Origin of the sequence: Frankia sp. Mgl5, assembly GCF_023242985.1 — a bacterium.
GTDB classification, from domain to species: domain Bacteria; phylum Actinomycetota; class Actinomycetes; order Frankiales; family Frankiaceae; genus Parafrankia; species Parafrankia soli.
Window position 1 is genome coordinate 84,086 of sequence record NZ_JALKFY010000004.1, and the last position, 25,906, is coordinate 109,991.

Genomic DNA, 25,906 nt, shown 5'->3' on the forward strand with positions numbered 1-25,906 from the left:
CTACCTTCCGGCGGTCGAGCCAGGGGCGGGTGCCCCCGGCGAACCACCGACGTTCCCGGGGCCGTCCGCCCGGTCCCGAGCGTGGCGGGTAAGCGCGTCCAGCGCCTGGAACCAGGTCTCGGCCAGCTCGCGGACGGAGTCCTCGTCCAGCACTCCGGACGGCCAGGACCAGAACACGGCCAGTTCCGACCCGTCCAGGCGATCCTCGGTGAGCGAGTTCACCACCAGGCAGTGGCCCGCCGGCATGTCGCCGTCGGCGTCGAGGTCCGCAGCGTCCCCCTCGGCCGCGTAGGACCAGTCCGTCGCCTCCGGCACGCCGAACCGCCCCATGTAGTTGAACTCGATCTGCGGGCTGCCCAGGCGGGCCAGCCCCGGTCCGGTCCGCGGGTTGAGATGGCGCAGTAGGCCGTAGCCGATGCCGGCCGCCGGCAGGCCGGCCAGATGATCCTGGACACGTTCGAGCGCCTGGCCTGCGGCCGGGCCCCCGGCCAGCGCCTCGGCCAGGTCGACCGGCCCGGGATCCAGGCAGACGGGGACCACGCTGGTGAACCAGCCGACGGTGCGGGACAGGTCGACATTGCCGGCGAGTTCCTCGTCCCGACCGTGCCCCTCGAGGTCCACCAGCACCCCGGTGCCGGTGCCGGTGCCGGCACCGGTGCCGGTGCCGGCGCCGTCCCTCCGCCGCTCCCGCCAGGCTGCGACGGCCAGCGCCAGCGCCGTCAGCAGTACATCGTTGACGGTCGCCCCGAGCGCGGCGGGCACCCAGGTCAACAGCGGCGACGTCCGCTCGGCCGACAGCCGCAGCGCGATGGTGCGGACAGTGCTCACCACGTCCCGGGCGGGGTCGAGCTCCCGAAGCAGCGGCAGCGGGTCACCTCCGGCCAGAAGGTCAGCCCACAGTGGCAGCTCATCCACCCTGGCGGGATCGCCCGCCCGTTCGGCCAGCAGCTGCGACCACCGGCGGAACGACGTGTCGACGGGTGGCAGCTCGACGGGCCGTCCCGCGGCGGCGGCCTGCCAGGCGGTGGCGAGATCGGGCAGCAGGATGCGCCAGGAGACGCCGTCGATCGCCAGGTGATGCACCATCAGCAGCAGCCGGCCCGGTGCCTGTGTGCCGGCGTCGAACCACACCGCCTGGATCATGACGCCGGCGTCCGGGTCCAGCCTGGCGCGCGCGGCGAGCGCCGCCGTGGCGATCACCGGGGTCAACGCGTCTCCGAGCAGCGCGCCCGGGGATGCCGCGGGATCGGACCCGCGGTCGCCGCCGGCAGCGATGTCGACCCGTTCCACCAGCCCCTCGACGTCCACTGTCCCGGGCGGCGGCACCGTGAACGACCACTGCGCGTCCCGGTCACCCGGCTGACGGACAAGACGGGCCCGGAGCATGTCATGCCGGTCCACCAGCGCCCGCACGATCGTGAGCAGCGTCGGCCCGTCCAGCCCGGCCGGTGTCTGCACCAGCGCGGACTGATGGTAGCCGGCGATCGGGCCACCCAGCTCGCGCAGCGCGTGCATGATCGGAGTCAGCGGGACGGTTCCCGTCCCGTCGTCGCCGCCGGCCCGGGCCGGTGCCAGGGCGGTGGCCACCGTGCCCAGCCCCGCCACCGTCCGGTGCCGGAAGACCTGACGCGGGGTGATCCGCAGACCGGCCGTCCGGACCTGGCTGACCAGCTCCATCGCGACGATGCTGTCGCCCCCGAGGGCGAAGAAGTCATCGTCGACGCCGAAATCGGGGACACCGAGCACGGCCGCGAACGCGTCCCGCAGGGACCGCTCGACGGCATTGCCGGGAGCCCGGCCAGAGCTGCCGGTGGCGAAGTCGGGCGCCGGCAGCCCGGCGCGGTCCAGCTTCCCGTTCGGCAACGTGGGCAGCTCGGCGAGCAGGACGAAGGCTGCCGGCACCATGTAGTCGGGCAACGCCGCCGCGACGTGGTCGCGCAGGGCGGCCGCGTCCGGTGCGGCGGAGTCACCGGTCGGCTCCGGCCCGGTCACCGCGTAGGCCACCAGGTGGCGGACCCCCGGCCGGTCCTCCCGGACGGTGACCACGGCCCGGCTGACCCCGGGCACCTGGGCCACAGCCGCCTCGACCTCGGCGAGTTCGATCCGGTAGCCCCGGATCTTGACCTGGTCGTCGGAGCGCCCCGCGAATTCCAGCTGGCCGTCCGCGGTCCACCTGGCGACGTCCCCGGTCCGGTACATCCGGGCGCCGGCCGGGTCGAAGGGATTCCCCACGAACCGCTCCGCGGTGAGCGCGGGCCGTCCCAGGTATCCGCGGGCCAGGCCGTCCCCGGCCAGATACAGCTCGCCGGTGACTCCGGGGGGAACCGGCCGCAGCCGCGCGTCCAGCACGTAGGCACGGGTGTTGGCCACCGGGCGGCCGATCACCGGACGGTCGCTGTCACCCACCCGTGCGACGAGCGCGTCCACCGTGCACTCGGTCGGTCCGTACAGGTTGAAACTCTCCGTCCCGGTCAGCGCGCGCAGCGTGTTCCACAACGGTTCGGGAACGGCCTCGCCGCCCACGCCCACCACCGCGAGCGGGCAGCGGTCCCCCTCGATCAGGCCGGCGTCGGCCATCCGGGCCAACAACGACGGTGTGACCTCGACGAAGTCGATCCCCTCCGCCGCGATCAGCCCCGTCAGGAGGTCCGGATCCCGGCGTTCCTCCTCCGAGACCACGTACAGAGCGTGGCCGTCGAGCAACCACAGCTGCGGCTGCCAGGAGGCGTCGAACGAGAACGACCAGGCGTGCGCGACCCGCAGGTGCGCCCGGCCGGTCGCCGCCACCGCCGGGCCGTACAGCCTCGCCCGGTGGCTGTGGAACAGGTTCACCACACCCTGATGGGCCACGATGACGCCCTTGGGCCGGCCGGTGGAACCCGACGTGTAGATCACGTACGCCGGATGCGCGGGCAGCAGGGGACGCTCCCGGTCGGCGTCAGTCAGGTCGGCGCCCATGGGGTCGACACCGTCGGGATCAGCACTGTCGAGACCGGCACTGTCGAGACCGGTGAGGCGGACGTCGACGGCGGGATCGTCGAGCACCAGGGTCGCGACGCCGGTGGGCGGCAGGCCGCCGGCAAGCTCCCGGGTCGTCACGATCAGCTGCGGGGCCGCGTCGGTCACGATGTCCGCGAGCCGGTCGGCCGGGCTGTCCAGATCGATCGGCAGGTAGGCACCGCCGGCCTTGTGCACCGCCAGGATCGCCCGCAGGTATCCGGCCGACCGCGGCAGCGCGAGCCCGACCACCCGCTCCGGTCCCACCCCGTGTTCGACAAGCAGCCGGGCGAGCCGGTTCGCCCGCGCGTTCAGCTCGGCGAACGTCCACCGGGTGGTGCCGGAGACCACGGCGAGAGCACGCGGGGTGCGCCGAGCCTGGGCCTCGAACAGGGCGGGCACCGTCGAGGGCGGCACCTCGAGCTCGGTGTCGTTCCACTCGACGAGCAGCTGGTGGCGTTCCCGCGGCGACAGGATGTCCACCCGGGCGACCGGCTGGTCCGCGTCAGCGACCATCGTCTCGAGCAGGCCCACCAGGGCACCGACGATCCGCCGCGCGGCCGCCGCGTCGAACAGGTCGGCGCGGTACTCCGCGGTCAGGCGCAGCCGCTCGCCGGGTTCGACGGCCCAGGCGAACGGGTAGTGCGTGGCGTCCTGGTGCGCCACCAGCTCGGTGCGCAGCCCGTCCTTCGCGCCGAGTTCCGGACCGTCGGCGACGGGATAACTCTCGAAGACGATCAACGTGTCGAACAGCTCGCCGATCCCGGCGACCCGCTGAACGTCGGCCAGGCCCATGTGCTGGTGGGCGATCAACGCGGACTGCTCGTCCTGGATCCGGCCGAGGAGGTCGGCCAGGCTGTCGTCGGGACGCAGCCGCACCCGCACCGGGATCGTGTTGATGAAGAGCCCGATCATGGAATCGACCCCGACGACCTCCGGCGGGCGCCCGGAGACCGTGGCGCCGAAGACCACGTCGTCACGCCCGGTCAGCCGGGCCAGCAGGATGCTCCAGGCGCCCTGCACGACGGTGTTGAGGGTGAGACCACGCAGGCGGGCCATGTCCACCAGGGACGCGGTCAGCTCCCTCGACAACTCCGCCGTGTGCTGGTCCGGCGTCCTCGGTGGGCGGTTCGGGTCGGCCGGTGCCAGCAGGGTCGGCTCGGTGAGGCCGTCCAGCGACCGGGCCCAGGCGCCCCGAGCCTCCTCCCTGCTCTGCCCGGCGAGCCAGCTCAGGTAGTCACGGTAGGGAACGGCCGGCGCCAGGCCGGCCGGGTCGCCACCGCGGCGGTAGATCTCGGCGAGTTCGGCCATCAGCAGGGGCACCGACCAGCCGTCCATCACCAGGTGCTGGTGGGAGATGACCAACCGGTGCCGCTGGTCACCGAAACGCACCAGCAGCAGGCGCAGCAGCGGTGCGGCTGCCGGATCGAACCGGCGCCGTTCCTCGGCCAGGTACCGCTCCCACTCGGCGTGCCGGCCGGCCTCGTCGAGGCGCGCGATGTCCACCTGCCGCCAGGGCAGGGTCACGTTCCGCGCGACCAGGGCGACCGGGCGTCCCGAGGCGAGATAGCGGAAACCCGCCCGCAGGTTCGGGTGCCGCTCCAGCAGCGCCTGCGCGGACCGGCGCAGCCGGACCGGGTCCAGCGGACCGTCGAGGTCGAAGGCGATCTGGACGATGTAGACGTCCGGGTCGTCGCCGGAGGACGCCGCGTCCGGGGCATCCGGTCCCGGCTCGGTGAGCGGGTCGGTGAGCGGGTCGAGCGAGGCGTGGAAGAGCAGCCCCGCCTGCAGCGGTGTAAGGGGCCAGACCTCCGCCGGCTCCGGGCGCAGCCGCCCGAGCTCCGCGCTCTCCTCCGCGTTGAGCGTCAGCGCGACCGCGCCGGCGCCGGCGCGGCCCACCTGCTCCTCGTTTTCGGTCAGGATGGCGGCGACCGCCGCGAGCGCCGCCGCCGTCCGGTGCCGGAACACGTCCCGCGGGCTGATGGCCAGGCCCGCCGCGCGCGTCCGGCCGACCAGCTGCATGGCGATGATGCTGTCGCCGCCCAGGGTGAAGAAGTCGTCGTCGACGCCCACCCGTTCCAGCCCCAGCACCTCGGCGACCAGGTCGGCGAGCCGTGCCTGGAGGTCCGTGGCCGGCGTGGAGTCGGAGACCAGGCCGGCGAAGTCCGGAGCCGGCAACGCGGCACGGTCGAGCTTGCCGTTGGGGGTCACCGGCAGCGCGTCGAGTACGACGAACGCCGCCGGGACCATGTATTCGGGCAGTGTCCGCACCGCCCGGGCCCGCACAGCCTCGATGTCCACCCCGCTCTCGCCCGCGGCACCGTGGTGCGGCGCGACCAGGTAGGCCACCAGCCGGCGCTGGCCGGGTGCGTCCTCGCGGGCCACGACGACGGCTCGGGCGACCCCCGGGACCCCGGACAACACCGACTCGATCTCGCCGAGCTCGACCCGGAACCCTCTGATCTTCACCTGGTCGTCCACCCGGCCGAGGAAGTCCAGTTCGCCGTCGCCGGTCCAGGTGGCCAGGTCACCGGTGCGGTACAGGCGACCACCCGCCGCACCGAACGGGTCGGCGACGAACCGCTGCGCGGTCAGGCCCGCGCGGCCCAGATAACCGCGGGCGAGCTGGACACCGGCGAGGTAGAGCTCCCCGGCGACACCCGGCGGCACCGGCCGCAGCGCGGCGTCCAGCACATACACGCGGGTGTTCCACACCGGACGGCCGATCGGTACCAGGCTGCCCGCGGCGCCCGCGGGTTCGGGCGCGGCGCCGGCCGGGCCCGGTCCGGCGAACGGGGCGAAGGTGGCGAAGGTGACGTCGACGGAGGCCTCGGTCGGTCCGTACAGGTTGTCCAGCCGCGGGCCGGGCCGGCCGGCGGCGAGGACCTGCTGCAGCCGGGTGGCCAGGTTCACCGGCAGCGCCTCGCCGCTGCACAGCACCCGCCGCAGCCCGGTGCAGGTGGCGGCGGTCGGTTCGGCGAGGAAGGCCTCGAGCATGGAGGGCACGAAGTGCACCGTCGTCACTCGCCGCGATCTGATCACCTCGGCCAGGTACCGCGGATCCCGGTGGCCCTCGGGCCGCGCCATGACCAGCGCCGCGCCGGCGATGAGCGGCCAGAAGAACTCCCACACCGACACGTCGAAGCTGGCCGGGGTCTTCTGCAGCACCCGGTCGTCGGCGGTGAGCCGATAGGTGTCCTGCATCCACAGCAGCCGGTTGACGATGCCCTCGTGCGGGACGACAACGCCCTTGGGCTGTCCGGTCGACCCCGAGGTGTAGATCACGTAGGCGGCCGAGCCCGGATCCACCGCCACGGCTCCCCGGCGGCCGGCGAGCCCGTCCGGCCCGAAGCCGTCGAGGTCGGGCTGTCCGGCCATGGCGGCGGCGACGGCGGGATCGTCGAGTTCCAGCACCGGCAGGGCCCCGCTCGCGAGGCCGGGCCGGACCGCCGACGTGGTCACCAGGCAGACCGGTGCCGCGTCGGTGAGCATGAACGCGATCCGATCGGCCGGGTGGTCCGGGTCGATCGGCAGGTAGGCGGCACCCGCACGGTGCACCGCGAGCAGCGCGACCACGAGTTCCGGCGAGCGGGGCACGGCCACCGCGACGGTCCGGTCCGGTCCGGCGCCGTGCGCGGCCAGCAGTCCGGCGAGCCGCCCCGCCCACGCGTACAGGTCCGCGTAGGTGAGTTCGGCGTCCTCGCCGACCACCGCGACCGCGTCCGGTGTGCGGGCGGCCTGGGCGTGTACCAGGTCCGTCAGGGTGGTCCGCGCGACGGCGTGCGCGGTGTCGTTCCACTCCAGCAGGAGCCGGTCCCGCTCGCCCGGCGTCAGGACGTCGATCCGCCCGATCGGCTCGTCGGCTTCCGCCACCAGCTGCGTGAGGACGGCGCTCAGCCGGGCCGCGAGCCGTTCGACCGTGGCGTGGTCGAACAGGTCGGCGCTGTATTCGATGCCGCCGGCCAGCCCGCCGCCGGCCGCGGTGTCGTCGACGAAGGCGAACGAGAGGTCGAACTTGGCGGTCTGCTGACCGAGCGGCTCCGGCCGGGACCGCAGGCCCAGGAACCCCGGCTCGTCACCGCCACCCGCCAGGTAGACGATCATCGTCTGGAAGAGCGGGTGACGGGACAGCGAGCGGGTCGGCCCGAGCGCGTCCACCACCCGCTCGAACGGCACGTCCTGATGGTCGAAGGCGGCCAGGTCGGTCTCGCGTACCCGGGCCAGCAGCTGGCGGAAGGTGGGGTCGCCCGAGGTGTCCGTCCGCAGCACCAGCGTGTTGAGGAAGAAGCCGACCAGATCGTTCAGCGCCTCGTCGAACCGGCCCGCCACCGGCGTGCCGAGCGGGATGTCGGTGCCCGCGCCGAGGCGGGTGAACAGCACCGCGACCGCGGCCTGCACCACCATGAACATGCTGACGTCACACGACCGGGCAAGCTCGCGCAGGCCGCGGGCCAGCTCCGGGTCGAGCGAGAAGTCGACCAGCCCGCCCCGGTGGGTCAGCTCGGCGGGACGCGGCCGGTCCGTGGGCAGCGCCAGCTCGTCCGGCAGACCGTCGAGAGCACCCCGCCAGTAGGCGAGCTGGCGGCTCAGCGGGCTGTCCGGGTCGGCTGCGTCTCCGAGGAGAGCGCGCTGCCACAGCGTGTAGTCCGCGTACTGCACCGGCAGCGGCGCCCAGGCCGGCGCCGCCCCGGCGATCCGGGCCCGGTAGGCCTCGGTCAGGTCGTCGACGAACGGCCGCTCGGACCACTCGTCGGTGGCGATGTGATGGACCAGGAACAGCAGGACGTGCTCCGCCGGCTCCAGCTCGAACACCCGCAGCCGCAGCGGCGGTTCCCGGTCGAGCTCGAAGCCCTGGCCCATGGCGGCGGACAGCTCCGCCGCGAGCCGGGCCTCGTCGACGCGTTCGATCTGGATCCCGACGCGGGCCGCCTCCGGTGCCAGCACCTGCTGCCAGGGCTGACCGTCGTGCTGCGGGAAGATCGTCCGCAGGGTCTCGTGTCGCGCCACCAGATCGTCCAGGGCGGCCCGCAGCGCGGCGAGGTCGAGCGGGCCGGACACCCGCCGAGCCAGCGCGATGGTGTAGGCGGGGCCGGGGCCGTCCACCTGGTGCAGGACCCACAGCCGCTGCTGGGCGAACGACAACGGCATCCGCTCGGGACGGGCGGCCGGCGCCAGGGGCACCAACGGTTCCCGGGCAGCCCCGGCGCCACCGGCGCGTTCCCACCAGGCGGCGAGCCCGGCGACCGTCGGCGCGTCGAACACGTCGCGCAGCGAGGGCCGCATCCCCGCGACGGTGCCGATCCGCGCGACGAGGCGGGCCGCCGACAGGGAGTGGCCACCGAGAGCGAAGAAATCGTCGGTGATCCCGACGCGGTCCAGCCCGAGAACCTCGGCGAACATCGCGCAGAGCAGCTGCTCACGCTCAGTGCGCGGCGCTGTTCCCGACACCTGCGCGGACGAGTCCGGTGCCGGCAGCGCGCGACGGTCCAGTTTGCCGTTCGGGGTGAGCGGCAGAGCGTCGAGGACGAGCAGCGACGCCGGGACCAGGTTCGCGGGCAGCGCCGCGGCCAACCGGGCACGCAGCGCCCCGGTGTCGATCCGACCTCCTGGAGCCGCCACCACGTAGCCGACCAGCCGCTGGTCACCGGGCCGGTCCTCACGGACCGCGGCCACCGCCTGCGCCACCGAGACGTCGGCGAGCAGCACGGCGGAGATCTCGCCGAGCTCGACGCGGACCCCCCGCAGTTTCACCTGGTCGTCGACCCGGCCGAGGAACTCCAGCACGCCGTCCGGCGTCCACCGGACGAGATCGCCGGTGCGGTACATCCGCTCGCCCGGGGCTCCGTACGGGTCCGCGACGAACCGCTGCGCGGTCTGCCCGGACCGCCCGAGGTACCCGTGCGCGAGCTGCACGCCCGCGAGATACAGCTCGCCGGGGACGCCGGCCGGCACCGGACGCAACCCGGAGTCGAGCACCGACACCCGGGTGTTCCACACCGGCCGGCCGATCGGGACCGACCCCGGTCCGGCGGCACCGGTCGCACTCTGGAACCAGGTCACGTCCACCGACGCCTCGGTGGGCCCGTAGAGGTTGTCCAGGCGCGTGTCCGGCAGGATCCGGTGGAACCGGTCAGCGAGGTCGGAAGGCAGCGCCTCCCCGCTGCAGATCACCCGGCGCAGCCCTGCGCACCCGGCCGCCACCGGCTCCACCAGGAACTCCGCCAGCATCGACGGCACGAAGTGCACGGTCGTGATCCGCTCGCGGTCGATCAGCTCGGCCAGGCGCCCCGGCTCCCGATGGACGTCGGGAGCCGCCACCACCAGCGTCGCCCCGACGAGCAGCGGCCAGAAGAACTCCCACACCGACACGTCGAAACTCGCCGGGGTCTTCTGCAGGACGCGGTCGCCCTCGTCGAGCCGGTACTCGTGCTGCATCCAGCACAGCCGGTTGACGATGCCGGCGTGCGGGACCACCACGCCCTTCGGCCGTCCGGTCGAACCGGAGGTGTAGATCACGTAGGCCGGAGCCCCGCCGGATGTCTCCGGAACCTCCCCCACGCCGGGCCGGGTGGCCGGGTGCGTGTCGACCAGGGCGCGGAACTCGGCCGAGTCCACGACGAGCAGAGGCGCCTCGGTGGCCGGCAGCCGGGCCGCGGCCGCGGATGTGGTCAGGATTCTCGTCGGAGCGGCGTCGGCCATCATGAACGCCAGCCGGTCGACCGGATAGTCGGTGTCCAGGGGCAGGTAGGCGGCTCCGGCCTTGTGTACCGCGTAGAGCGCGACGACGAGCTCCACCGAGCGCGGGATGGCCACCCCGACCACCGAACCAGGGCTGACTCCCTGGGCGGCGAGGAGTCCGGCCCATCGGTTCGCCAGCGCGTCCAGCTCCGCATAGCGCAGCGTGGCGCTCTCGGTGACCAGCGCGACCGCGTCCGGGCTGCGATCCACCTGCTCCTCGAACAGGCGCGGCAGCGTGCGGTCCGGCACCGTGTGGGTGGCACCGGTCCCGTCGGCCAGAAGTCGGCGGCGCTCGGCCGGATCGCGGATGTCGATGGCGCCGAGCGGCCGATCCGGGTCGGCCGCGACCCGCTCGAGAAGCCGGATCATCCGTCGGGCCAGCTGGTCGGCGCCGGTGGGGGCGAGCCGGTCGGTGGCGTAGTCCAGCAGGAGGCTGATCCGGCCCGCCGAGGCGTTGCGCGGTACCTGCTCGAGGAAGGTGAAGTGCAGGTCGAACTTCGCGGTCATCGTCTCGGTGGCGTACCAGTCCAGCGCCTGGCCGAACAGGGTGCCGGTGTCCTCGCCGCGGCGATGGTAACCCGTCATCACCTGGAACAGCGGGTTGCGGCCGGCGACCCGGCCCGGGTTCAGCGCCGCGACCACCTGTTCGAACGGGATGTCCTGATGGTCGAAGGCGGCGAGATCGGTCTCGCGGGTCCTGGCCAGCAGTTCGGTGAAGGTCGGGTCACCGGACAGGTCGGAGCGCAGCACGAGGGTGTTGACGAAGAAGCCGACCAGGTCGTCCAGCGCCTCATCGGTACGGCCGGCGATCGGGACGCCCAGCGGGATGTCCTCGCCGGCGCCCAGCTGGTGCAGCAGGGCCGCGGCGGCGGCATGAGCCAGCATCGACATGCTCGTCCCGGTCCGCGCGCACAGGACGTGCAGCGCCTGCGCCGTCGTGTCGGGCACCTCGATCCGCACGCGGGCACCGACGTTGTCGCGGACCGCCGGCCGTTGCCGGTCGACCGGCAGCAGGATCTCCTCGGGAAGGTCACGCAGCGCGTCCGTCCAGAACGCCAGCTGCCGGGCGGCCATGCTGTCCGGGTCCGCCGCGTCACCCAGGAGCCGCTGCTGCCACAGGGTGTAGTCGGCGTACTGCACCGGCAGCGGTGCCCACGAGGGCGCGGAACCGTTCCGCCGGGCGGCGTAGGCGGTGTCCAGGTCGCGCAGGAACGGCTGGTCGGACCATTCGTCCGTGGCGATGTGGTGCAGGACGACCGCAAGCACGCAGTCATCCGCGCCGAGCCGCAGGACCACCAGCCGCAACGGCGGATCGCTGCTCAGGTCGAACGGCCTGGCCGCGGCTTCGGCGGCCCGTTGCGCGAGCGTGTCCGGTCCGCAGTCGACGACCGTGACCTCCGGCCGGGCGGTGCCGGTGTCGAGGATCCGCTGGAACCCGGAACCCTGATGGTCCTCGACGACGGTACGCAGCGATTCGTGACGATCCATCACATCCGCGGCGGCGGCGCGCAGCGCGTCAAGATCGAGATCGCCGCGCACCCGGAACATCAGCGGGTAGTTGTAGGCGATCCCGCCGGCGATCCGGTCGACCAGCCACAGCCGGCGCTGCGCGGACGACAGCGGGACGCGCTCCGGTCGCGGCACCGGCACCAGCGGCGGGCGGGCCGGGCCGCCACCGCCGATCCGCGCGGCGAGCTGCGCCGGGGAGGGCGCCTCGAACAGGTCGCGGATGGCGACCTCCGCGCCGAGCTCGGTCCGCACCCGGCTGATCAGCCGGATGGCCAACAGGGAGTGCCCGCCGAGGTCGAAGAAACTGTTGGTGACGCCGACCGTCGGCAGACCCAGCACCTGCGCGAACAGGTCGCACAGCAGCTCCTCCTCAGGGGTCTCGGGAGGCCTGCCATCGGTCGGGGAGGCGCCGGTGTCGGCGTCCGGCAGGGCCGCGAGGTCCAACTTGCCGTTGACCGTCCGGGGCAGCGCGTCCAGGGCGATGATCCCCGCCGGGACCATGTAGTCGGGCAGCACGGCCCGCAGGTGTTCGTGCAGGCGGGCGATCAGCGCGGTGCCGTCGCGCACGGCGGCCGGGTCGTTGGTGAGCCCGGACACCGCCGCGCTCGGGCGGTGGACGTCGACGACGGCCCGGCCGCCGAGCCGGTCGCCGGCGACGAACACGGCGTCGAAACGGCCGTCACCGGCCTCCGGTCCCCCCTGCGCGCCGGGGCCCGCCGCGGCAGGCGACCAGGTGGTGAGGACCGCGTAGCCGAGCTGGTCTCCCAGGACGCGCAGCGCGTCCGGCTCCATCCCGCCGCCGGTCACGGCCAGCGCGGCACGGATGTCGGCGACCGGGTGTCCGCCGTCCAGCGCCTGGACGGCGGCGATCTCACCGGCCAGGCGCGCGTTCGGGATGCCGCCGACCCGCAGCCGGTCGGGCCGGTGCTCCCGCAGGTGCGCGCGCAGCGCGTCCATCGCCGCGGTGTGATCGGTGTCGCCGGTCTGGTCCGTGTCACCGGTCTGGCTCGTGTCACCGGTGTGGTCCGTGTCGCCGGTGTGGCCGCCGACCGCCGCGGCCAGGCCCGCCCAGGTCACCAGGGGGGCGTCCGCCAGCGACAGGGGCGCCGCGGGCGAGCGGTGGATCACCACGTCGTACCGGTGCCGGGTGAGTTCGTTGTGGTGCCGGCCGTCCTTGAGGCGCACGTTCACCGAGGCGTCCGGAATCGTCGCCACCAGCGCGGCGAAGAAGTCCGGGTCGACGAGCAGTTCCTTGTCCAGCCGCACGCCGCGGTCGACGGTGCGGCGCAGCCGGGCCGCGTCGGTGCCGTCGCCGGCGCGGGTCGTCGCGACCGCGGTGTGGAAGACGCGGGCGAGCCGCAGGTTACGCACGTCGCCGACGAACAGGGCGCCGCCGGGGACGAGCAGCCCCACGGCCGCCGCGAGCACGCCGGTGAGGTAGTCGGCACCCGGGAAGTACTGCGCCACCGAGTTGACGATGACGGTGTCGAACAGGCCGGTGGGCAGCCCGTCGGTCACGTGCGCCGGCTGCGCGCGCAGCTCCACCCGGCCGGCGAGCCCGGGATGGCTCGCCACGTCGGCACGCAGCTTGTCGATCACGGCTGGGGCGATGTCGGTTCCCCAGTAGACCTCGCAGTCGGGCGCGAGCTGGGACATCAGCAGACCGCTGCCGACCCCGATCTCCAGCACCCGCCGGGGCCGCAGCTCCCGGATGCGGGTGACGGTCGCGTCCCGCCACTCGCGCATGTGCTCCGTCGGGATGGGCTGGCCGTCGTAGCTGCTGTCCCAGCCGGCGAAGTCCTCCTGGAAGACGGCGGTGTCGATCTCGGTGTACTCGGCGTCGTAAATCTGGCGCCACTCGCCGAGCTGTTCCTGTTCGACCTCGGCGCGGGCGCCGCCGGTCAGTTCGGCCGGCACCACATACCCGACCAGCCGGGCCAGACCCGACACCGCGGGATCCGCGCGGACGGCCACGGCCGCCTGGGCGATCTGCGGGTGGCGGGCGAGCACGGACTCGATCTCGCCGAGCTCGACCCGGTAGCCGCGGATCTTCACCTGGGTGTCGGTGCGGCCGAGGAAGTCCAGGTTGCCGTCGGGACGGCGGCGAGCGAGGTCACCGGTGCGGTACATCCGCCCGCCGCGGCTGTCATAGGGGTCGGCGACGAACCGCCCGGCGGTCAGGCCCGGCCGGTCGAGGTAGCCGCGGGCCAGGCCCGCTCCGCTGATGTAGAGCTCCCCGGCGGCACCTTCGGGGACGGGCCGCAGCCAGGCGTCCAACAGGTAGACGCGGGTGTTCCAGATGGGACGGCCGACCGTCGGGATGTCGCTGTCCACCGTCCCGCCGCCGAGGGTGTTGATGGTGTACTCGGTCGGGCCGTACAGGTTGTAGCCGCTGGTGCCCTCGGTGTCCCGCAGCCGCGACCAGACGGCGTCGGAGACGGCCTCACCACCCAGCAGCACCAGCACGGGCCGGTGCCCGCCGGCGGCCCCCCCGTCCAACAGTCCGTGTTCGAACAGCAGCCCGGCGTAGGTCGGCGTCACGTTGACGACGTCGATGCGGTGCGCGTCGCAGTAGTCGACCAGCGCCTGGGCGTCGCGGCGCAGCTCCTCGTCGCAGACGTGCACCTCATGCCCCTCGACCAGCCAGAGAAGCTCCTCCCAGGACATGTCGAACGCGAACGAGACCGTGTGCGCGATCCGCAGCCGTCGCCCACCGGCCGCCGCGACCGTCGGCGCGAAGATGGCTTCCCGGTGGTTGAACTGCATGTTCGTCAGCCCCCGGTACGGGGTGACGACGCCCTTGGGACGTCCGGTCGAGCCGGAGGTGTAGATGATGTAGGCGGCGTGGTCCAACCGGTGCGGCCGACCGGGCGCGAACCGCGGCCGCTCGTCGTCGGCGAGATCTCCTCCGGGCAGCGCGGTGAGCCGTGCGGCCACCGCCGGGTCGTCGAGCACGATGCGCGGCACCGCGGCACCGGCCTCGCCCCCGCCCGACTCGCCCGCGCCCGACTCGCCCGCGCTGGCGGGCACCGGCGGCAGCGAGGTGACCGCGGACGTGGTGAGCAGGCACGTGGGAGCCGCGTCGGCAAGCATGAACGCCAGCCGGTCGGCCGGATAGTCCAGGTCGAGCGGAAGGTAGGCCGCGCCCGTCCGCAGCACCGCGAACAGTGCCACGATCATGTCGATGGAACGGGGCAGCGCCAGGGCCACGACCCGTTCGGGAGCGGCACCCTCGGCCAGCAGCAGGCGGGCCATCCGGTTCACCCGGGCATCGAGTTCGGCGTAGGTCAGCCGCTGGTCCCCGAAGACGAGGGCGACGGCCTGTGGCGTCCGCGCGGCCTGGGCGCCCAGCAGGTCGGCGACGGTGTCGTCGGGCAGCGGACGGGCGGTGTCCGTCTGGTCCTCGGCCAGCGCCCGGCGCTCCCCCGGTGGGACGAGCGCGAGCGAGCCCACCCTGGCGCTCGGATCACCGACGAGGCTCTCCAGCGCGGTGACGTAGCGGGCGAGCAGGCTCTCCGCGAGCCCGGGGGCGATGACGTCCGGCCGGTGGTGCAGGGTTACCCGGACCCGCTCGCCCGGGAAGACGACCAGCGTCAGCGGATAGTGGGTGGCGTCGGTGTAGCCGGCGTCGCTGATGCCGAGCCGCTCCCGCAACCGGTCGGTGGCCTCCCCACCGCCACCGCCGAAGTTCTGCAGGACGTACAGGGTGTCGAACAGCTGGCCGTGGCCGGTCTGGCGCTGCAGGTCCGCCAGGCCCAGATACTCGTGGAGCATGAGCGCGGTCCGTTCGGCCGCGAAGCGGCGCAGCATATCGCCGACCGACTCGGCCGGGTCGAACGCGACCCGGACGGGCACGGTGTTGAGGAACAGTCCGACGACCCGGTCGACGTCCGGCAGGTCCGCCGGTCGACCCGCGACGGTGGTGCCGAAGACCACGTCGCCGCGGCCCACCGCGTTCGACAGGACGAGTGCCCAGGCCACGCTCAGCACGGCGTTCAGGGGCACCGCGTGGCGTCGGGCCTGGGTCCGCAGCTGGTCGCTCAGCCACACGGACAGGTCTGTCCCGCACCGCTCGGGCAGCGCCGAGGCGCGGCCGCCCCCGGCCCGGCCGAGCAGGGTCGGCTCGGCCAGGCCGGCGAGCGCCTCCCGCCAGGAGGCGGCGGCCAGCTCGGTGTCCTGACCGGCGAGCCAGGTCAGATAGTCCCGGTAGGAACCCGGCCGCGGCAGGTCCCGGTCGTCCCCGGCCCGCTCGTACAGAGCGAACAGCTCCTCGACGACCAGTCGCCCGGACCAGCCGTCCCACAGCAGCACGTGATGGGTGATCGCGAGCCGGTCATGGCCGTCGTCCAGCCGCAGCAGCAACAGCCGGAACAGCGGCGGGTCGGCCAGATCGAACCGCCGGGTGCGGTCGGCCGCCATCAGCTCAGCGGTCCGCCGTTCCCGCTCGGCGGTGGTCAACCCGGTGAGGTCGACCTCGGTCAGGCGCACGGACAGCCCGTCGGCCGCCCGGATCGCGGGCCCGGTGCCGCCCTCAGCCGGCGGGGCGGACTCCCGGTCGGGCCCCCCGGCGGCGGCGCCGATGAACTGGACCGGCCGGGGCAGGCCGTCGCTGGTGAAGCCCGCCCGCATGCTCGGATTGCGGGCCAGCAGGGTGGCGCCGGCCAGGCGCAGCCGATCCGCGTCGATCCGGCCGTCGACGTCGAACGCCGCCTGGGCGGTGTAGACGTCCAGCTCGCCCGCGTCGTAGCTGGCGTGGAAGAAAAGGCCCTCCTGGAGGGGCGACAGCGGCCAGATGTCCTCGACCGGCACCGGGCTCACCCGCCGCACCACGTCGATCTCGGCCTGGGTGAGCGTGATCGCGGGCAGGTCGGACGGGGTCGGACCGGTGGCGTCACCGACGGCCGCGGCCAGTTCCCGCAGCGCGTCCGCCCAGTCCTCGGCGAGCTCGCGGACGTCGTCCTCGGACAGCCCGCCCGCGGGCCAGGTCCAGGTCGCGGTCAGCTGTGGCCCTTGCGGCGTCTCCCGGCAGACCGCGTCCACCTGCAACAGGTAGGGCAGCGCGTGGTCGGCGTCGAAGGCGACGGCGAGCGCGTCGGACTCCGGGGCGGGCAGCCAGTCCTCCGTCCGTCCCGCCGGGAACCGACCGAAGTAGTTGAACAGCACCTGGGGCGTGGCGGCCTGGGCGAACAGGGGCGACACCTGGGGATTGAGGTAGCGCAGCAACCCGTGGCCGAGGCCGCCGTCGGCGACCGCCCGCAGATGTTCCTTCACCTCCCTGAGCACATCCACCGCGTCCGGCCCGCTCACCGGTGCCCCGGGGAGCCCGGCGGGCCGGGGCCCGGCCGCTGGATCGCCGGACGCGGCGCGGCCCGCCAGCCGCACCGGTGTCACGCTGGTGAACCAGCCCACGGTGCGGGACAGGTCCAGTCCGGCCTTGATCTCCTCCCGGCCGTGCCGCTCCAGGTCGACGAGCAGGTCGGCCGAGTCGTCCCGGCCGTGCCGGGCGTGCCAGCGGGTGACCGCCAGCCTGAGCCCGGCGAGCAGGACGTCGGTGACGTCGCCGTTGACCGCGGCCGGCACCGAGGTCAGCAACGGCACGGTGTCGTCGGCGTCCAACCCGACGATGTGCCGGGCAGCGCCACCGATCGTCCCGCCGGCCTTTCCGAACGGTCCACCGACGCCGGGCAGGAGCTCGCCACCGGGCCGCAGTGTCTCGCCCCAGTGCCCGAGTTCGGCGAGGCGCACCGGTGACTGTGCCTGCTCGGTGAGCACGCGCGCGAAGGTCCGCAGCGACGTCGCGACCGGTTCGAGGCCGGGGCGTCGCCCGGCCGCCACCGCCGTCCAGGCGGCAGCGAGATCGGTGAACAGGATCCGCCAGGACACCCCGTCGATCGCGAGATGATGGACGGCGAGCAGCAGTCGTCCGGGCTGGTCCCGTCCGGCGTCGAACCAGACCGCCTGCAGCATGACGCCGGCATCGGGATCGAGCCGCCCGACGGCCGCGTCGGACTCCGCGGCGACGGCGGCGCGCAGCCGATCGTCGTCGTGGCCGGCCACATCCACCCGCCGGAGCAGGTCCGCCGCCGCCGGCCCGGCCGGCAACGCCTCCAGGGACCACAGCGCCGGCGGCGCCCAGCCACCCGGCGGCCTGCCACCGGTCATGGGCAGGCCGACCCTGCTCAGCCGCAGCCGCAGCGCGTCGTGCCGGTCGAGTACGGCGGCGAGCACCGCCGTGAGCGTCTCCAGGGTCGCCGCCGTCGGCGTGGTGACCAGCATCGAGAGGTTGAACCGCCCGATCTGGCCACCCGCGTCACGCAACCGGTGCATGATCGGCAGCAGCGGTACGTCACCCGTGCCGTCGGGATCACCGGCGTCCGCCGGTGCCCCGGCCGGGCCGCCGGCCGGGTCCGTCCCGGTACCGGCGGCCGCCGCGACGAACGCCGCCAGTCCGGCCGGGGTCCGGTGGGCGAACACGTCCCGGGCGGTGATCTCCATCCCGTCCCGACGCGCCTGGCTCGCCACGGCGATCGACAGGATGCTGTCCCCGCCGAGGGCGAAGAAGTCCTCATCCACCCCGATCTGGTCGATCCCGAGTACGGACTCGAAGATCTCGCAGAGCACCCGCTCCCGGTCGTCGCGGGGCCCGCGGACGGGCGCCCGGTGGACGACGGGTGCGGGCAGTGCGTCGTGGTCGACCTTGCCGTTGGGGGTCAGCGGCAACTCGTCGAGCACCACGAAGGCGTCGGGAACCATCGGCGGGGGCAGCGCACCGGCCACCGCGGCCCGCAGCACGTCGACGTCCGGATCGCCGCCCGGGGCGGGCACGACGTACGCGACGAGCCGGGCCGCGCCGGGGCCGTCGGTGCGGACGGCCACCGCCGCCCGCCCGACGCCGGGCTCCGCGGCGAGCCTGGCCTCGATCTCCCCGAGTTCCACCCGGTTGCCGCGGATCTTGACCTGGCGGTCCGAGCGCCCGGCGTAGACGAGCACGCCGTCGGCCCGGCGGGTGACGAGGTCACCCGTGCGGTACATCCGCGCCCCGGGCGGGCCGAACGGGTCGGCGACGAACCGCTCCGCGGTGAGACCCGGACGATCATGGTAGCCGCGGGCGAGCTGGAGCCCGGCGACGTAGAGCTCACCCGACTCCCCGACGTCGACCGGATCGAGCCCGGCGTCCAGCACGTACAGCCGGGTGTTCGGCACCGGCCGGCCGATCGGCACGGTGTGCCCGGCGGCCGCCGTCCCGGCACCGGCCTGTCCCGCGCCGAACTCCCATCGGGTGACCAGCACGGTCGCCTCGGTGGGCCCGTACACGTTCGACACCGGCACGCCGGTCAGCTCATACCACCGCCCGGCCAGGTCCGTGGTCAGCGCCTCACCACCGGTGATGACCCGGCGCAGGCCCTCGACCCCGCTCCGGTCGCCCGAGACCTCGGCGTACTCCAGGTACGCGGCCAGCGTCGAGGCGACGAAGGCGAGCGTGGTGACCCGCTGCGAATGCACGAGACCGGCGAGGTAGCGCGGGTCGCGGTGGCCGTCCGGGCGCGGCAGCACCACGGCCGCCCCGGAACACAGCGGCCAGAAGATCTCCATGACCGAGGGGTCGAAGCTGGTGGAGGTCTGCTGAAGCATCCGGTCGTCGCCGCCGAGCGCGAACGCGCTCTGCAGGGACTCGACCAGACCGAGAACGGCGGCGTGGCTGACCACGACGCCCTTGGGGCGCCCGGTCGATCCGGACGTGTAGATGAGGTAGGCGGGATGCTCCGGTCGCGGCGCGGTCGGCTCGCCGGTCGTCGGCCAGCCGGTCGTCGGGTCGCCGGTCGTCAGGTCGTCCGCGCCGACGGCGCCGAGAACGATCTGGTGCGGACCGTCGACCGGGGCGAGCCGGGCGACGCCGTCGGAGGTCGTCACCATGACCCGCACACCCGAATCGGCGATCATGAAAGCGACGCGCTCCGCCGGGTAGTCCACGTCGACGGGAAGATAGGCCGCTCCGCTCCTGAGCACCCCGAGAACCGCGACCACCAGCTCCACCGACCGGGGGACCGCGACAGCGACGATCTGCCCGGGGCCCGCACCGTGGCCACGCAGCCGGTGCGCGAGCGCCGCCGCGCGCCGGTCGAGCTCCGCGTAGGAAACCGCGCGCCCTTCGAACACGACCGCGGCCGCCTCCGGGGTCCGGGCCACACTCGCCTCGAACGCGGACACCAGCGTCGTGTCCTTCACGGACCGGACCGGGCCGGTCAGCTCGTCGAGCATCCGGGCACGCGCGTCGCCCCCCGGCGCCGCGGCACGTCCCACCGGCAGCCGGGAGTCGGTCGACAGAGCCTCCAACACACGGGTGAACCGCTGCGCGATCCGCTCGACCTCCGTGTCGTCGAGCCGGGCCGCGTCGTACTTGAACTGGACGTCCAGGCACCTGCCCGGGGTCACCAGGACGGCGAGCGGGAAATGACCGACGCCGAGGTCCGCGACCTCGGTGATCCGCGGCGTCCCCGCCGGGGCCGCGGCGTCGGCGTCCATCGGGTAGTTCTGCAGCACGACGACGGTGTCGAACAGGTCGCCGAGGCCGGCCATCCGCTGGATCTCCCCCAGCCCCAGATGCTGGTGGTCGAGCAGGTCGGACTGCTCGGCCTGCAGCCGGGTCAGCACCTGCACGAGCGGCTGGTCGGCACACCAGCGCATCCGTACCGGCAGCGTGTTGACGAACATGCCGACCATCGCCTCGATGCCCGGGACGTCCGCCCCGCGGCCGGAGACGGTCGTACCGAAGACCACGTCGGTGCGGCGGGCCAGCCGGCCGAGGACCAGGCCCCAGGTTCCCTGCACGACCGTCGCGAGGGTCAGGCCATGCTCCCGGGCCCGCGCGAGCAGCGCCGCGGTGGCGTCCTCGGACAGCCGCAGGCCACGCTGACCGGCTCGGAACCGCACACCATGATGGTCGGCGGCGACCAGTCGGGTCGGTTCACGCATCCCCTCGACGGCCCCCCGCCAGGCGGAGCGGGCCTGCGTCCGGTCCAGACCCGTCAGCCAGCGCAGGTACTCCCGGTACTGGGTGACGACAGGGAGACGGGCCGCGCCGCCCCCCGGCGACGTCCGAAGGGTGGTGTAGATCGAGAGCAGGTCGCCCAGCATGACCGGCACCGACCAGCCGTCCGCCACGATGTGATGGTGGGTGAGCAGCAGCCGGTGCCGGCCCTCACCGAGACGCAGCAGGGTGGCCCGCAGCAGCGGTGGTCGGGCCAGGTCGAAGCGGTGGCCGGCCTCGGCCTCGGCCACCGCCCGCGCCCGGTCGGCACGTTCGGCCTCGCCATGCGAGGACAGGTCGACGACCTGCCAGGGGAGAGTGAGCCCGTCGGAGATCACCTGCACGACCCGCCCGTCGGGCCGCTGGTGGAACGACGCCCGCAGCGGAGGGTGCCTGTCCAGCACGCCCTGAGCGGCCGCCCGCAGAACGGTTGCGTCCACCTCCCCGGCGACTTCGGCCACCACCTGCACGACGTAGACGTCCGGGCCGGCCTCCTGCGGCTCCCCGGGCTGCCGGCCGGCGGTCCCGTCCCCGTCCACCAGCGCGTGGAAGAAGAAGCCCTCCTGCATCGGTGAGAGCGGCAGGACGTCCGTCAGGTTCGGGACGGCCGCGGACAACTCGTCGACCCCGGCCTGCGTCAGCTCGACCAGCGGGAAGTCCGACGGGGTGAAGCCGCCGGCGCCCGCCGTCGCGGCATGGGTGACCAGCGCGGCGAGCGCGGTGAACCAGCTTTCGGCGAGTTCCCGCACGGCGGAGTCGGCCAGCAGCGCCCGGGGCCACGCCCAGGTCACGCCGAGCCGAGGCCCGTCGGCGTGGTCCTCGGTGAAGGCGTTGATCTCCAGGGTGTACGGGGCGACCGGCATCGCCGCGTCGTAGCCCCCCGCGAGCACGCCGAATCCGGGCACGGCCGTCCACGGGAGGCCGGTCTCGCTCTCGACCTGGAAACGACCGAGATAGTTGAAGCTGATCTGCGGCGCGGGCAGGTTCCGCAGCACCTCGGCGGTCTCGGCGTTGAGGTGGCGCAGCAGACCGAAGCCGACGCCCTGGTCGGGCAGGGCGCGCAGCTGTTCCTTCACCCGCTTGAGCGCCCGGCCGAGGCCGTCTCCGGCCACGTCGACGAGCAGTTCGTCGAGCTCGTCCGGCCCCGGGTCGAGCCGGACGGGGAAGATGCTGGTGAACCAGCCGAGCGTCCGGGAGAGGTCAGCGCCGTCGACGATCTCCTCCTCCCGGCCGTGGCCTTCGAGCGCGAGCAGGACCGACCGGGCCTGATCGCCCTGTCGTCCCCGCCGCCACTGGCGTACCGCCAACGCCAGCGCGGTCAGCAGGACGTCGTTGATCCCGGCGTGGAACGTCGCCGGCACACTCGTCAGCAGGGCGAGCGTGTGATCCGCGGGGAGTCGCAGAGTCAGGTGTCCGACGGTGGCCAGATCGCCGACCGGGTCCAGCGGCCGCGCGGTGATCGCGGGGTCGGGGCCGGCGAGAATCCCGGTCCACAGTGGCAGCTCGGCCACCCGCCCCGGCCGGTGCGCCTCGTCGGCGAGCAGATTGGCCCACCGACGGAACGACGTCCCGGTCGGCTCCAGCTCCGGGGTGCCGCCGGCGGCCACGGACTCCCAGGCGGAAGCCAGGTCCGGGAGCAGGATCCGCCACGACACGCCGTCGACGACGGCGTGGTGCACCGCGAACAGCAACGACCCCGGGCGGGTCTCGCCCGCGTCGAACCACACCGCCTGGGCCATCACCCCGTTGCCGGGCGCGAGACGCGCGCACGCGTCGGCGGCCGCGGCATCTACGACCTCCCGAAGCCGGCTGCCAGTCAGGTCACCGACGGCCACTCTGTGCAGCCACTCGCCGGCACGCACCGAGCCGGCGGGCTCCACCCGCAGCATCCCCTCGACACCGGGCCCGGCGCGCAGCAGCCGCGCGCGGAGCAGATCATGCCGGTCGGCCACGGCCTGCAGCACGGCGGCGATCTGCTCGCCGGTCACTCCGGTCGGCAAGGTGATCAACATCCACTGGCTGAAGGCGTCGATCTGGCCGCCGCACTCGTCCAGCCACTTCAGGATCGGGGTGAACGGCACCGGGCCCACGCCGGCGTCCGCCGCCTCGACCGCCAGGTTCTCGGCGACACCCGCCACGGACGCGAGCTCCGCGACGGTCCGGTGGGTGAAGACCTGGCGCGGCGTGATGGTCAGGCCGCCGCGCCGCGCCCGCACCACCAGCTGGATCGAGACGATGCTGTCGCCACCGAGGGCGAAGAAGTCGTCGTCGACGCCGACCGTCCGCAGGCCGAGGACCTCTGCGAACAGGGAGCACAACAGCTCCTCGCGCGGGCTGCGCGGGCGCTGGCCGGAGGTGGACACCGGGCTGTCCGGAACCGGGAGGGCCCTGCGGTCCAGCTTCCCGCTCGGCAACAGCGGCAGGTGTTCGAGCACCACGAAGGCGGCCGGCACCATGTGATCGGGCAGCCACTCCCGCGCGTGCGACCGCAGGGACTTCAACAGGGCGGGAACGTCACGGAAGCGGGCCGGCCGGTTGCCGAACCCGGCCAGCGGCCCGGCCGCGTGCGGCCCGGGGCGGTAGACGTTCTCCGGAGCCACCGGGTCGTGCGGGCCGGCGGGCGTGACAACCGCGGGATCCACGAAGACGACGTCGACGCTCCCGTCGTCCACCCCTGCCGACCAGGTTGTAGCCACCCGGTAGCCCAACTCCTCGCCGAGGTCGTGGAACGCCTCCGGGTCGGTCCAGAGCCCCCTTCCGCCATGGGAATCAGGGTGGGCGGAGCTGACGTCGGCGGCGGCCCCGTCATCGGTGGCGTCGTCATCGGTGGCCGGCGGGGGGATGCCGGCGTCGAGTGCCCGCAGCACGGCAAGGTCGGTACGCAGGCGGGCGTTGGGCACCCCCGTCACCCGAAGCCGCGCCGGACGGCGCTCGGTCAGCACCGCGGTCAGATCGGCGAGCCCGTGCGCCAGCGTCTCCCAGGACACCTCGCCCCAGCCGGGTGCCGCGGACCGCGCCCCGCCGGGTGTCGGGGCGGACAGGTCCGGCACCGGCGCGGGGGTGTCCGCCGACCGCCTGCGGATGACGACGTCGTAGCGGTAGCGGGACAGCTCGTTGTGGTAGCCGGCGCGCTTGATCCGTACGTCCACCTCCCCGGCGGCGGAGACGGACCGCGCGAAAGCGGCGAAGTAGTCCGGGTCGAGGAGCAGCTCCCCCTCCCAGCGCACCGCCCGTTCCAGCGCCTGGCTCGCGGCGAGCGGATCGACCGACCCGGTGGCGGCGGTCCGCCGCGTCACCTCGACCGCGGCCCGCAGGCAGCGCAGCAGCCGCAGGTTGCGCACGTCGCCGACGAACAGGGCACCACCGGGGACGAGCAGGTCCACCGCCTGGCGCAGCACCGTGGTGAGGTAGTCGACGCTCGGGAAGTACTGGGCGACCGAGTTGACGATCACGGTGTCGAAGAACCCGGTCGGAAGGCCGTCGAACGCGTGGGCGGGCTGTGCGCGCAGCTCGACCCGGTCGGCGAGCTCGGCGAGCTCGGATCCCTCGGCCAGCGAGCGCCGCAGCTTCGCGACGGCCTCCGCGGACAGGTCGGTGCCCCAGTACGCCTCGCAGGCAGGCGCCACCCGGGACAGCAGCAGCCCGCTGCCGACCCCGATCTCCAGCACCCGTCTCGGCCGGAGCGCCAGGATCCGTTCGACGGTGGCGTCCCGCCAGGACCGCATCTGCTCCAGCGGAATCGGCAGGCCGTCGTAGGTGGAGTTCCAGCCGGCGAAGTTCTCGGTGGCGGCCTCGGAATCCGCGGCCTCGTACAGCAGATCGTGCAGCCGGCGCCATTCGTCGACCTGATCATGTTCGACCGTCTCGTCCCGGTCCTGTTCCACGGTCGTCGACGGGACGACGTACACGGCGATGCGGGGGTCGCCCGGAGAGTCCTCCCGCACGACGACGGCCGTCTGCGCCACGGACGGATGTCTGGCCAGCACCGACTCGATCTCACCCAGCTCGATCCGGAAGCCGCGGATCTTCACCTGGTCGTCGGAACGCCCGGCGAACTCCAGTCGGCCGTCATCTCGCCAACGCGCCAGGTCACCGGTGCGGTAGAGCCGCTCGCCCGAGGCGGAGAACGGATCGGCGACGAACCGTTCCGCGGTCAGGTCCGGCCGGCCGAGATACCCCCGGGCCAGACCCGAGCCACCCAGGTACAGCTCGCCCACGACCCCGGGCGCGACCGGGGCGAGGCGGGCGTCGAGCACGTACGCCCGGGTGCCGGGGTCGGGCCGCCCGATCGGCACGATGGATCCCGACAGGTTGTCGGGATGGCACTCGCCGAGAGTGGAGTTGACCGTCGCCTCGGTCGGGCCGTAGGCGTTGAACATCCGCCGGCCCCGGCCGAACCGCCCGACCAGCTCGGGTGAGACCCGCTCGGTACCGGCGAGCAGGGTCGCGCCCGGCGGGAGCAGGACGTCCCGTGGCAGCGCCGCCAGCAGCGCCGGTGGCAGGATCATGAAGGTGACGCCGTGCTCGCGGGCATAGTCCGCCAGTTCGGCGCCCGGCACCCGCAGGTCGGCCGGGACGATGACCAGGCACCCGCCCGAGAGCAGCCCCAGGCACAGATCCCAGAAGGCGACGTCGAAGCTGGGCGAGGCGAACTGCAGGATGCGACTGTGGGGACCGACCCCGAGGCGCTCGGTCTGGGTGGCGACGAGCTTGGCGACACCGGTGTGGGAGAGCAACACGCCCTTGGGCCGCCCGGTCGAGCCGGACGTGTAGATCACGTATGCGGCGTTGCGCACCCGGAGCGGTCCGGTGCGGTGGTCGTCGGTGGGATTCTCCTCCGACGCGTGCGCCCAGGCCGCCGCGACGGTGGGATCGTCAAGGACGAGACGCGACATGCCCGGGGTGCCGGGGACCGCGGAATCCAGTGACACCGTGGTGACGAGGCAGACCGGCCGCGCGTCGGCAAGCATGTAGGCGAGGCGTTCGGCCGGGTAGTCGGTGTCCAGCGGGAGATAGGCCCCGCCGGCCTTGAGCACCGCGAGTTCGGCTACGAGCATCTCGACCGACCGGGGCACCGCCAGGGCGACCACCTGCTCGGGGCCCACCCCACGGGCGATCAGCACATGGGCGAGACGGTTCGCCTGGGCGTTGAGCTCGGCGTAGGTCAGTCTGGTGTCGGCGAAGACCAGGGCCTCGCCGGCGGGGTTGCGACGCACCTGGGCTTCGAACATCTCGGGAAGCGTCCCCGGCGGAATCGAGCACGAGGTGTCGTTCCACTCGACGAGGATCCGGTGCCGCTCCTGCGGTGACAGCCCGTCTCCGGCCCGTGGCGCGGAAAGCAGCGGGTCGTCCCCATTGTCGCCTTGGGCGGTCCGCGTCTCGGTCGCCGCTTCGTTGCCGGACACCCTGTGCCTCCCGGTCACGCTCTGATGGAGCGCGACCACCGGAGAAGCGGCCGCGCGACGCCGACGGCGCACCTCTCCCCTGGTCACGGCCCTCTCCCGCAGCGCGGAGCGCTTGGCGGGCGGTGCACCGCATGGTGAGAAGTCGCCGGTCAGGCCATCGATCTTGATCTATTTAAGTTAACTTTACCTAAATCGTCCAACAGGCGCAGGAGTCCCCGGCCCCGCCATC

At 73.6% G+C, this 25,906-nt stretch carries 1 protein-coding gene; it reads right to left on the bottom strand.

Annotation, left to right across the window (positions count from 1 at the left end; all coding sequences use genetic code 11):
- A complete protein-coding gene (locus MXD62_RS03310; RefSeq protein WP_248827939.1) occupies positions 1 to 25,677 on the bottom strand; it encodes a non-ribosomal peptide synthase/polyketide synthase in 25,677 nt (8,558 codons plus the stop codon).
- Between the last annotated feature and the right edge of the window lie 229 nt (positions 25,678 to 25,906).